General features: G+C 66.7%; 11 protein-coding genes and 1 pseudogene. All 12 read left to right on the forward strand.

Annotated features, from left to right (window positions below):
- Positions 1 to 9: 9 nt before the first annotated feature.
- The 12 genes and pseudogenes from frr to rnhB all read left to right on the forward strand — a co-directional run bounded on the left by frr (position 10) and on the right by rnhB (position 11918).
- On the forward strand, positions 10 to 570 hold the full coding sequence (frr, locus tag CLU95_RS29140) for a ribosome recycling factor (RefSeq protein ID WP_099796806.1): 561 nt from the start codon (positions 10 to 12) through the stop codon (positions 568 to 570).
- An 8-nt stretch (positions 571 to 578) separates the two neighbouring features.
- Positions 579 to 1304: a polyprenyl diphosphate synthase gene (gene uppS, locus CLU95_RS29145; protein ID WP_099796807.1), complete on the forward strand. Its 726-nt coding sequence runs from the start codon at positions 579 to 581 to the stop codon at positions 1302 to 1304.
- Between the two features lie 23 nt (positions 1305 to 1327).
- A complete protein-coding gene (locus CLU95_RS29150) occupies positions 1328 to 2173 on the forward strand; it encodes a phosphatidate cytidylyltransferase (RefSeq protein WP_099796808.1) in 846 nt (281 codons plus the stop codon).
- On the forward strand, positions 2170 to 3357 hold the full coding sequence (ispC, locus tag CLU95_RS29155; RefSeq protein ID WP_099796809.1) for a 1-deoxy-D-xylulose-5-phosphate reductoisomerase: 1188 nt from the start codon (positions 2170 to 2172) through the stop codon (positions 3355 to 3357). The genes CLU95_RS29150 and ispC overlap by 4 nt, the downstream gene beginning before the upstream one ends.
- 21 nt (positions 3358 to 3378) lie before the next feature.
- Positions 3379 to 4755, forward strand: coding sequence for an RIP metalloprotease RseP (gene rseP / locus CLU95_RS29160; RefSeq protein WP_099796810.1), 1377 nt, complete (start codon positions 3379 to 3381; stop codon positions 4753 to 4755).
- A 38-nt stretch (positions 4756 to 4793) separates the two neighbouring features.
- On the forward strand, positions 4794 to 7226 hold the full coding sequence (gene bamA, locus CLU95_RS29165) for an outer membrane protein assembly factor BamA (RefSeq protein ID WP_099796811.1): 2433 nt from the start codon (positions 4794 to 4796) through the stop codon (positions 7224 to 7226).
- Entirely contained in the window at positions 7227 to 7772 is a 546-nt protein-coding gene (locus CLU95_RS29170; protein ID WP_099796812.1) for an OmpH family outer membrane protein, read from the forward strand.
- 14 nt (positions 7773 to 7786) lie between these two features.
- Positions 7787 to 8764, forward strand: coding sequence for a UDP-3-O-(3-hydroxymyristoyl)glucosamine N-acyltransferase (gene lpxD, locus CLU95_RS29175; RefSeq protein WP_099796813.1), 978 nt, complete (start codon positions 7787 to 7789; stop codon positions 8762 to 8764).
- A 23-nt stretch (positions 8765 to 8787) separates the two neighbouring features.
- On the forward strand, positions 8788 to 9243 hold the full coding sequence (gene fabZ / locus CLU95_RS29180) for a 3-hydroxyacyl-ACP dehydratase FabZ (protein WP_099797522.1): 456 nt from the start codon (positions 8788 to 8790) through the stop codon (positions 9241 to 9243).
- A 25-nt stretch (positions 9244 to 9268) separates the two neighbouring features.
- Positions 9269 to 10056: pseudogene (gene lpxA / locus CLU95_RS29185) on the forward strand (acyl-ACP--UDP-N-acetylglucosamine O-acyltransferase).
- Positions 10057 to 10066: 10 nt separating this feature from the next.
- Positions 10067 to 11215 (forward strand): lipid-A-disaccharide synthase, encoded by a 1149-nt coding sequence (lpxB, locus tag CLU95_RS29190; RefSeq protein ID WP_099797524.1) that lies wholly within the window; start codon positions 10067 to 10069, stop codon positions 11213 to 11215.
- Entirely contained in the window at positions 11187 to 11918 is a 732-nt protein-coding gene (gene rnhB, locus CLU95_RS29195) for a ribonuclease HII (RefSeq protein WP_099797523.1), read from the forward strand. Before lpxB ends, rnhB begins: the two co-directional genes overlap by 29 nt.
- Position 11919 lies beyond the last annotated feature (1 nt).

Genomic DNA, 11919 nt, shown 5'->3' on the forward strand with positions numbered 1-11919 from the left:
GTAAATGAGATGACCATTGCAGACATTCGCAGTGCGACCGACGCGAAGATGAACCAGTCGCTCGCCGCCTTCCAGAACAACCTCACCAAGATCCGTACGGGCCGTGCCAATTCGGCGCTGCTCGACTCGATCCACGTCGACTACTACGGCTCGCAAGTACCGCTGAGCCAGGTGGCGAACGTGTCGGTGCTCGACTCGCGCACCATCAGCGTCCAGCCCTGGGAAAAGGGCATGGGCGCCAAGATCGAGAAGGCCATCCGCGAAAGCGACCTGGGCCTGAACCCGGCCTCGATGGGCGACCTGATCCGCGTGCCGCTGCCCGCCATGAGCGAAGAGCGTCGCAAGGAAATGACCAAGCTGGTCCGCAACGAAGGCGAAAGCGCCAAGATCGCCACGCGCAACCTGCGCCGTGACGCGAACGAAGCGGTCAAGAAGCTCGTGAAGGACAAGCTGGCCTCGGAAGACGACCAGAAGCGCGCCGAAGCCGACATCCAGAAGGTCACCGACAAGCACATCGCGGACATCGACCGTCTGGTCACCGCGAAAGAAGCGGAGATCATGGCCGTTTGAGGCTCCGCATGGCCTCCTCGCCGCAGACGACGACCCCTCCGCACCACGTTGCCATCGTCATGGATGGCAACGGCCGGTGGGCCACCAAGCGCTTCCTGCCTCGCGTGGCGGGGCACAAGCAGGGCGTGGAGTCGCTGCGGCGCTGCGTCAAGGCCTGCGCCGACCGCGGCGTGGGCGTGCTTACGGTGTTCGCGTTCTCCTCGGAGAACTGGAACCGTCCCCCTGAAGAAGTCTCCGGCCTGATGCAGCTGATGGTCGGGGCGCTGGCGCGCGAAGTGCCGCGGCTCAATGCCGATGGCGTGCGGCTGCATTTCGTGGGCGAACGCGCTGGCCTGTCCGACAAGATGGTGGCCGGCCTCGTGTCGGCCGAGCAGACCACGGCCCACAACACGCGTCTGATTCTCAACATCTGCTTCAACTACGGCGGGCGTTGGGACATCGCGCGCGCCGCGGCCAAGCTCGCCGAGCAGGGCCTGCCCATGACCGAGATGAACCTCGATCGCGCCATGGCGCTGGCCCACGTGCCCGACCCCGACCTGTTCATCCGCACGGGCGGGGAGCAGCGGCTGTCGAATTTCCTGCTTTGGCAGAGTGCCTACGCCGAGCTGTTCTTCAGCGACAAGCTGTGGCCCGAGTTCGACGAAGCCGCATTGGACGAGGCCATCGCCGCGTTCCAGGGCCGCGAGCGGCGCTTCGGCCAGACCTCGGCACAGGTTTCGGCTTCCGCGGCCTGACACGGCCCGACACCACCTTCCGCATGCTCAAACAACGCATCCTCACGGCGATCGTGCTGCTCGCGATCCTGCTGCCAGCGCTGTTCTACCGAAACTACATCCCCTTTGCCTGCGTGATGCTGGTGCTGATCGGCGCCGCTGCGTGGGAGTGGGGGCGCCTGAACGGCTACGGGCAGGGCATGTCGCTGTTCCTGGGCGCCGAGATGGTGGCGCTGTGCGGACTGTCGTGGTGGCTGGGCTTGCTGGAGCAGCGCCTGTTCCTGATGTGGATGCTGGCCAGTGCGGCCTGGGTGCTTGGCGGCGCGGCGCTGCTGCGCGTCGCGGTGCCCGGCTGGCCCCGTATCCCGCGTGGGCTTCGGCTGGTGGGCGGCTTGCTGGCGCTGTGGGTCGCGTGGCTCGCGGCGGTGCAGGCGCGCATGGTCGGCATCAACTTCCTGCTGTCGATCCTGGTGCTGGTCTGGGTGGCGGACGTGTTCGCCTATTTCGCCGGCCGCGCCTTCGGCCTGAAATTCACGCGCGCCAAGCTGGCGCCCGCCATCAGCCCCGGCAAGAGCTGGGAAGGTGTCTGGGGCGGCATGGCCGGCGTGGTCGTGCTGGCGTTCGCTTGGGTCTGGGCCGACAAGAGCCTGGGCGCGACGGTGCCCAGCCTCTACACCCGCCTGCACGAGCGCGGCTGGTGGCTGCTGCTGATCGGTGCGGTGTTCCTGGCAGCGATGAGCGTCGTCGGCGACCTCGTCGAATCGCTGATCAAGCGCAGCGCCGGCGCCAAGGACAGCAGCCGCCTGCTGCCGGGCCACGGCGGCGTGCTCGACCGCGTGGATGCCCTCTTGCCGGCACTTCCCATTGCCATGATGCTGGCTTTCCTGTGAACACTCCCAAACAACGTGTCACGGTGCTCGGCTCGACCGGTTCGGTCGGGGTCAGCACGCTCGACGTCATGGCCCGTCACCCCGAGCGATTCGAGGTGTTCGCGCTGTCGGCTGCCACCAAGGTCGATGAGCTGCTGGCCCAATGCGCGCGCTTCTCGCCGCGCTTCGCCGTCATGGCGAGCGCGCCGCATGCTGCGCTGCTGGCTGAAAAGCTCAAGCAGAACAACTTCCCGACCCGCGTCCTGATAGGCGACGACGCTCTCGAAAGAATAGCGTCCGACGACGAAGTCGATGCCGTGATGGCCGCCATCGTCGGCGCAGCCGGCCTGGCGCCATGCCTGGCCGCCGCGCGCGCCGGCAAGCGCCTGCTGCTGGCCAACAAGGAGGCCCTGGTCGTCGGCGGCGAGCTGTTCATGCGCACGGTGCAAGAGGGCGGCGCCACGCTGCTGCCCATCGACAGCGAGCATTCGGCCATCTTCCAGTCGCTGCCTGAAGACCCGTCCACCTGGGCGCGGCGCATCGACAAGATCATCCTGACGGCATCGGGCGGCCCGTTCCGCACCCGTGCGCCCGACACGCTGGGCGCCGTGACGCCCGAGCAGGCCTGCGCCCACCCCAACTGGGTCATGGGCCGAAAGATCTCGGTCGACTCGGCCACGATGATGAACAAGGCGCTCGAGGTGATCGAGGCGCGCCACCTGTTCGGCGTGACGCCGGAGCAGATCGAGGTCGTCATCCATCCGCAGAGCGTGGTCCATTCGATGGTGCAGTTCACCGACGCCTCCGTCATTGCCCAGCTCGGCACGCCCGACATGCGGGTGCCGATTGCTGTTGGCCTGGCCTGGCCGGAGCGCATCGAGAGCGGGGCGGCCCGGCTCGATTTCCGCCAGATGGGCTCGCTGACCTTCGACACGCCCGATCCGGCGCTGTTCCCCGGGCTGGGACTGGCATGGCACGCCCTGCGCGCCGCCTCGGGCACCACGGCGGTGCTGAACGCGGCCAACGAGGTGGCGGTGGCCGCTTTTCTCGACCGGCGCCTGCGTTTCGATCGCATTCATGCGGTCAACCTGGAAACTTTGGAGGCGGTCATGCCCTCCAAGCCGGGATCGCTGGCCGACCTGCTGGCGCTCGATGCCAGCGCCCGTGAGGCGGCCAATGCCGCCGCGGCACGTTTCGCGGCCTGATTCCCTACTGCGCAGAGGACCCTGATGCTCACCGTCATAGCTTTTGTGGTCGCCCTCGGCGTCCTCATCGCGGTCCACGAATACGGCCACTACCGCGTCGCCGTGGCCTGCGGTGTCAAGGTGGAGCGTTTCTCGGTCGGCTTCGGCAAGGTCATCTTCCGCTGGCAGCCCAAGCGGCAGCACCCGGGGCAGCAGACCGAGTTCGTGATCGGCGCTTTTCCGTTCGGCGGCTACGTCAAGATGCTCGACGAGCGCGAAGGCCCCGTCGCACCCGAGGAGCGGCACCGCGCCTTCAATACCCAGCCGCTGCGTTCGCGCGCAGCCATCGTGGCCGCCGGCCCGATCGCCAACCTGTTGCTGGCGGTCGTGCTGTACACGGCGGTCAACTGGATCGGCGTCGACGAGCCCGTGGCCAAGTTGGCCCGGCCGGTGGCGGCGTCGCTGGCCGAGGCGGCCGGCCTGCGCGGCGGCGAGCACATCACCCAGGCCGGTTTCGACGGCGACCTGTCGCCGGTCCAGTCCTTCGAAGACCTGCGCTGGCGCATGACGCGCGGCGCACTCGACGGCCGCGACCTCACGCTCGAAGTGGCGGGCGAGGGCGGCCGGCCCGGTCGGCAGCTGGTCCTGCCGCTGAGCCGGATGGAGGCCAAGGACGCCGATCCGCAGATGTTCCGCAAGATCGGCGTGGTCTCGCCGCTGACCCGTCCCGAAATCGGCGAAGTCATGGCAGGCAGCGCGGCCGAGCGTTCGGGCCTTCGCCACGGCGACCTGGTCCTCACCGTTGGCGACACCCCCATCCTCGACGGGCAGCAGCTGCGCGAAGTCATTCGCGCCTCGCTCGATGCCACCGGCCAGGCGCGCACGCAGACCTGGCAGCTCCAACGCGACGGCCAGCCGCTCTCGCTCGAGGTCAAGCCCGAAGTGCGCGAGGAGGGCGCCACCAAGGTCGCGCGCATCGGTGCCTATGTCGGTGCGCCGCCCGAGATGGTCACGGTGCGCCAGGGCGTGGTCGACGGCGTCTGGCGTGGCGTGGTGCGCACCTGGGAGGTGTCCGCGCTCACGGTCCGCATGATGGGCAAGATGCTGATCGGCGAGGCGTCGATCAAGAACCTGAGCGGTCCCTTAACAATTGCTGACTACGCGGGCAAGTCCGCGAGCCTCGGTTTGACGCAGTATCTGGTCTTTCTCGCTCTCATCAGCGTGAGTCTCGGGGTGCTCAACCTGATGCCGCTGCCGGTCCTCGATGGGGGGCACCTGATGTATTATCTTTGGGAGGGCCTGACCGGGAAAAGCGTCTCCGACGCCTGGATGGAACGGCTGCAGCGCGGCGGTGTCGCCTTGCTGCTGGTGATGATGTCGGTTGCACTCTTCAACGACGTCACACGGCTCTTTGGTTAACTTTCTGCCGGCCCTTTCCGTGCCGGCTCAATTCACAGATGAACACAAACTTCAGTCGCTTTCGCCTGCGTAGCGTTGCCGCGGTGGTGGCCAGCGCGCTGGCAGCCACGGCCGCCTGGGCCGTCGAGCCTTTCACGGTGCGCGATATCCGCGTCGAAGGCTTGCAACGCGTCGAGGCCGGCACGATCTTCGCGTCGCTGCCCCTGCGTGTGGGCGACACCTACAGCGACGATCGCGGCTCGGCCGCGATCCGTGCGTTGTTCGACCTGGGGTTGTTCAAGGACGTCCGCATCGACGTGAACGGCAACGTGCTGGTGGTGATCGTGGAAGAGCGTCCCACCATCGCCGACGTCGACTTCGTCGGCGCCAAGGAATTCGACAAGGCGGCGCTGCAGAAGGCGCTGCGCGAAATCGGCCTGGCCGATGGCCGCCCGTACGACAAGGCACTGGCCGACCGCGCCGAGCAGGAGCTCAAGCGCCAGTACGTGAGCCGCAGCCTCTATAACGCGAACGTCGTGACCACCGTCACGCCCATCGAGCGCAACCGCGTGAACCTCACGTTCACCGTGACCGAAGGCGAGTCCGCCCGCATCAGCGAAGTGCACGTGGTCGGCAACAAGGCCTTCAGCGAATCGACGCTGTTGAGCCTCTTCGACCAGGACAGCGGCGGCTTCATGAGCTGGTACACCAAGTCGAACCAGTACTCGCGCGCCAAGCTCAACGCCGACCTTGAAACCCTGCGCTCGTACTACATCACGCGCGGCTACCTCGAGTTCCGCATCGATTCGACCCAGGTCGCCATTTCGCCGGACCGCAAGGACCTGACCGTCACGGTCAACATCACCGAAGGCGAGAAGTTCGTGGTGGCGGGCATCAAGCTCGACGGCAACTACCTCGGCCGCGACGATGAGTTCAAGTCGCTCATCACGATCAAGCCCGGCGAGCCGTACAACGGCGAGCAGGTCACCGAGACCACCAAGGCCTTCAGCGACTACTTCGGCACCTTCGGCTACGCCTTCGCCCGTGTGCAGGCGCGCCCGGACATCGACCGCGTGAACAACCGCGTCACGCTGACGTTGCAGGCCGAGCCCGCGCGCCGCGTGTACGTGCGTCGCGTGTCGGTCGGTGGCAACAACAAGACCCGCGACGAAGTCATTCGCCGCGAGTTCCGCCAGTTCGAAGCCTCCTGGTACGACGGCGACAAGATCAAGGTCTCGCGCGACCGCGTGGACCGCCTGGGCTTCTTCACCGAAGTGAACGTTGAAACGCAAGAAGTGCCCGGCTCGCCCGACCAGGTCGACCTGACCGTCAACGTGGCCGAAAAGCCCACCGGCACGCTGCAGCTGGGTGCCGGCTACTCGAGCGCGGAAAAGGTCGCACTGACCTTCGGCATCTCGCAAGAGAACGTGTTCGGCTCGGGCAACTTCCTGGGCGTGCAGGTCAACACCAGCAAGTACAACCGTACGCTGTCGCTGACCACCACCGATCCGTACTTCACGAAGGACGGCATCTCGCGCACCATCAGCGTCTACCACACGACGACGCGTCCGTACTCCACGAACGAGGACGGCGACTACAAGCTGGTGAACCAGGGCGCGTCGATCCGTTTCGGCGTGCCGTTCAGCGAACTCGACACCGTCTTCTTCGGCGTCGGCCTGGAGCGCTACGCGTTCGAACCGAACCGCTCGGCACTCGCCGGCATCACCACGCCGCAGTCGTACCTCAACTACTTCGACTGCAAGCGGGACGCGTCCGGCTGGTTCGTCACAGGCTGCGACCAGAAGAGCGTCTGGGGTGTGCCGCTGACCGTGGGCTGGGGCCGCGACAGCCGCGACAGCGCGCTGGTCCCGACCACTGGCCGCCTGCAGCGTGCCAACCTCGAGCTGGGCGTGGGTGGGGACATGAAGTACCTCAAGAGCAGCTACCAGTACCAGCAGTTCTTCGCGATCAACAAGCAGTACACCTTCGCCATCAACGGCGAGGTCGGCTACGCCAAGGCCTTCGGCGGCAAGACCTACCCGATCTTCAAGAATTTCTACGCCGGTGGCCTGGGTTCGATCCGCGGCTTCGAGCAGAACTCGCTGGGCCCGCGCGACCAGCCACTGCTCGGCCAGACCGAAGGTGCGGCGCTGGGTGGTACCAAGAAAGCTATCTTCAACGCCGAACTGAGCACGCCGTTCCCCGGCGCCGGCAACGACCGCACGCTGCGCTTGTACGGCTTCTTCGACGCCGGCAACGTGTTCGGCTCCCGTGCGCCCAACGTGACAGACGAGCAGTGGAAAGCCCAGAAGAAGCTGCGCGCCTCGGTCGGCCTCGGCATCAGCTGGATCTCGCCGCTGGGTCCGCTGCGCCTGGCCTACGCCTTCCCCATCAAGTCCCAGAAGGAAGTGCTGGACGCCAACACCGGGCTCGTCCTGATCCCGAAGGATAGAATTCAGCGCCTCCAATTCCAGATCGGAACGTCTTTCTAAATGAAGCAATTGATTCGTGCCGCAGCCGGCGCGTTCCTGATTCCCGCTTTTGCCCTGGTGGCTGCGCCCGCGCAGGCCCAGGACAGCTTTCGCATCGGCTTCGTGAACCCCGACCGCGTGCTGCGTGAAGCGCAGCCGGCCAAGGCCGCGCAAGCCAAGCTCGAGGCCGAGTTCCTCAAGCGCGAGAAAGACCTGACCGTGCAGGGCGAAGCGCTGAAGACGGCCTCGGAAAAGTTCGAGCGCGAGGCACCGACCCTGTCGGAAAGCCAGCGCGTCTCGCGCCAGCGTTCGCTGGTCGACCAGGACCGCGATTTCCAGCGCAAGCGCCGAGAGTTTCAGGAAGACCTGAACGCGCGCAAGAACGAAGAGCTCCAGCAGGTCTATGAGCGCGCCAACCGCGTGGTCAAGCAGGTCGCCGAAACCGAAAAGTACGACGCCATCCTCCAGGAAGCGATCTACATCAACCCGAAGCACGACATCACCGACAAGGTGATCAAGGCGCTGAACGCGTCGGTCGGCTCCTCTGCGCCTGCGGCCGGCAAGTAACGCCGCGAACCGGCGTGTCGCTGCAGCTCGGAGCCATCGTTGACGCCCTCGGGGGCGAGCTTCATGGAGATGCCACGCTGTCCATCGAGCGGCTCGCGCCGCTTCAGAATGCACAGCCCGATGCGCTCAGCTTCCTGAGCCATCCCAAATACCAGCAGGAACTGGCCGCCTCCAAGGCGGCCTGTGTCATCGTGTCGCCCGCCATGCGCGAGGCGGCCGCGGCGCGTGGTGCTTACATCGTCACGCCCGACCCGTACTACTACTTTGCGCGCCTGACGCAACTCTGGAAAGCGCACCACGCGCGCCCGGAGGCCGACCGCATCCATCCGTCCGCCGTGATCCATCCCGAAGCCCAGGTCGACGCCACCGCGCGTGTCGGCGCGCTGTGCGTGGTGGAGCGGGGCGCGCGCATCGGTGCGGGCACGGTGCTGAAGTCGCGCGTCACGGTCAGCGAAGACTGCACCATCGGCGAGCGCTGCCTGCTGCACCCCGGCGTGGTGATCGGGGCCGACGGCTTCGGCCTCGCGCCGCACCAGGGCGCGTGGGTCAAGATCGAGCAATTGGGTGCGGTGCGCATCGGCAACGACGTCGAGATCGGCGCCAACACCTGCATCGACCGCGGCGCGCTCGACGACACCGTCATCGAAGACGGCGTGAAGCTCGACAACCTGATCCAGATCGGCCACAACGTGCGCGTCGGCAAGCACACCGCCATGGCGGGCTGCGTCGGCGTGGCGGGCAGCGCCACCATCGGCGCGAATTGCACCTTCGGCGGCGGCGCCATCGTGCTGGGTCACCTCACGGTGGCCGACGGCGTGCACGTGTCGGCGGCGACCGTGGTGACACGCTCCATCCGCAAGGCCGGCCAGTACACCGGCATGTTTCCGATCGATGACAATGCGAACTGGGAAAAGAACGCGGCAACACTCAAGCAGTTGCACAGCCTGCGCGAACGACTGAAGGCGCTGGAAAAAGCCCCCTCGAACAAATGAAGACGATGCAGGAACAGAACACCATGACGGACACGACGCTCGATATCCACCAAATTCTCAAGTTGCTGCCGCATCGCTACCCGTTTCTCCTTGTGGACCGGGTGTTGAGCATGGAGAAGGGCAAGCGCATCACGGCACTCAAAAACGTGACGATCAACGAGCCCTTCTTCAACGGCCACTTCCCGCACCGTCCGGTGATGCCGGGCGTGCTGATGCTCGAAGCCATGGCGCAGGCCGCTGCGTTGCTGTCGTTCCGTTCGCTGGACATCGTGCCCGACGACAACACGGTTTACTACTTTGCGGCCATCGACGGCGCGCGCTTCAAGCGCCCCGTGGAGCCGGGCGATCAGCTCACGCTGGAAGTCGAGATCGAGCGCATGAAGGCCGGCATTTCGAAGTTCAAGGGCCGTGCGCTCGTGGGCAGCGAACTGGCGTGCGAAGCCACGCTGATGTGCGCCATGCGCCAGATCAACAGCTGATCCGGCGCATCGTCTTCTGCAAGGCATGACCCAGGTTCATTCGACCGCGATCGTCGATCCGAAGGCCCAGCTCGACGCCTCGGTGTCGGTCGGTCCCTACACCGTGATCGGCCCGCACGTGCGGATCGGCGCAGGCACCACCATCGGCCCGCACTGCGTGATCGAAGGGCGCACCACCATCGGCCGCGGCAACAGGATCTTCCAGTTCTCGTCGCTCGGTGCAATTCCGCAAGACAAGAAGTACGCGGGCGAGCCGACCGAGCTGACCATCGGCGACCGCAACGTGATCCGCGAGTTCTGCACCTTCAACCTCGGCGTACCCGGGGCGGGGGCATCACGCGCGTGGGCAACGACAACTGGATCATGGCGTACACGCACATCGCGCACGACTGCCAGGTCGACAACCACACCACGCTGTCCAACAACACCACGCTGGCAGGGCATGTGCACCTCGCCGACTGGGTCACCATCGGCGGCCTGACCGGTATCCACCAGTTCGTGTCGATCGGTGCGCACGCCATGGTCGGCTTCGCGAGCGCGGTGACGCAGGACGTGCCACCCTTCATGCTGGTCGACGGCAATCCGCTGGCGGTTCGCGGCTTCAACGTCGTGGGCCTGCGCCGGCGCGATTTCTCGGCGCAGCGGCTCGCGGCGGTCAAGCAGATGCACCGCTTGCTGTACCGGCAGGGCAAGACGTTCGAAGAGGCGCGCGCGGGCATTGCCGCGCTCACCGCGGAAATGCCCGAGGCCGCCGGCGATGTCGCGCTGATGGAGGCCTTCCTCGCCCATTCAACGCGCGGCATCGCGCGCTGACATGGGCGCGATGAGCACGAACGAACAGCGCCGCTTCGCGCTGGTCGCGGGCGAAGCGTCCGGCGATCTGCTGGCGGGCCTGCTGCTCGATGGCCTCGAAGCCCGCTGGCCTGCGCTGCAGACCGCCGGCATCGGCGGTCCACGCATGCTGGCCCACGGTTTCCAGAGTTGGTGGCCGCAGGAAAAGCTGGCGGTGCGCGGCTACATCGAAGTCTTGCGGCACTACGCCGAAATCGCCGGTATCCGCCGCCAGCTCAAGGCCCGGCTGCTGCGCGAGCGCCCCGAGCTGTTCATCGGCGTGGATGCGCCCGATTTCAACCTCGATCTCGAAGCCGGCCTGCGCCGCGAGGGCATCAAGACGGTTCATTTCGTCTGCCCCTCGATCTGGGCCTGGCGCGCCGACCGCATCGACAAGATCCGGGCCGCGGCCGACCACGTGCTGTGCATCTTCCCGTTCGAGCCCGAGCTGCTCGAAAAGCAGGGGGTCGCCGCGAGCTACGTGGGCCATCCGGTTGCCGACGTGATCCCGATGACGCCCGACCGCGCGGCTGCCCGTGCTGCGCTGGGGCTGGACCCCGAGGCGCAGGTCGTCGCGCTGCTGCCCGGCAGCCGCCGCTCCGAAATCCGTTACCTCGCAGCCCGTTTCTTCGCCGCTGCGGCGCTGATGTTGAAGGCGAAGCCGAAGCTGCAGCTCATTGCACCGATCCTGCCGGGGCTGCGCGCCGAGGTCGAAGGTCTGCTGCAGGCTGCCGGCATGGCGGGGCAGGTGACGCTGCTCCATGGCCAGTCGCACGCCGCGCTTGCCGCCTGCGACGTCACGCTGATCGCCAGCGGCACGGCCACGCTCGAGGCCGCGCTGTTCAAGCGGCCGATGGTCATTGCGTACAACATGAATGGCCTCTCGTGGCGCCTGATGCAGCGCAAGCAGCTGCAACCCTGGGTCGGACTGCCGAACATCCTGTGCCGCGAGTTCGTGGTGCCCGAACTGCTGCAGGAAGCCGCCTCGCCCGAGGCGTTGGCACAGGCCACGCTCGAATGGCTCGACGCGCCCGCGAAGACGCAGGCGCTGCAACAAAGATTTTCAGCGCTGCATGTGCAATTGCAGCGCGACACGCCCACACTCTGCGCCGATGCGATCCAGAAAGTTCTTGAAGGCTGAACAGGTCCCGCTCGTGTGGGACGCGCCCGGCCTGATGGCGGGCGTGGACGAAGCCGGACGCGGACCCCTGGCCGGCCCCGTGGTGGCCGCGGCCGTGATCCTGGACGATCTGCGCCCGATCCGCGGCCTGGCCGACTCCAAGACGCTCACGGCGCTGCAGCGCGAACGCCTGCACGACCAGATCCTCGCCAAGGCGCTGTGCTGTTCCATTGCCCAGGCCTCGGTCGAGGAGATCGACAGCCTCAACATCCTGCAGGCCACCATGCTCGCGATGCGTCGCGCGGTCGAGGGCCTGCGGCTCAAGCCGGTCAAGGTGCTGGTGGACGGCAATCGGCTGCCCCGGCTCGATGTGCTGGCCGAGGCCATCGTCAAGGGCGATGCGCGGGTCAAGGCGATTTCGGCTGCGTCCATCCTGGCCAAGGTGCACCGCGACCGGCTCTGCACGCAGCTGCACGACGAATTTCCGAACTATGGCTTTGCCGGCCACAAGGGCTACGGCACGCGCGAGCACCTCGAGGCGCTTCGGCGCCACGGCGCCTGCGTGCACCACCGCCGGTCGTTCAGCCCGGTGGCGGCGGCGCTGGCGCGCACGGCTGCGGCCACCTCAGGCGCCACCGTTGTGACCGGCGAGGTGCCTGCGACCCTCGTGATCGGCACCGCCGAGAACCACGGCGCACGCCTCGGTCCGCGCGCCGCACCCTGAG

Source organism: Variovorax sp. 54 (assembly GCF_002754375.1).
Classification (GTDB): domain Bacteria; phylum Pseudomonadota; class Gammaproteobacteria; order Burkholderiales; family Burkholderiaceae_C; genus Variovorax.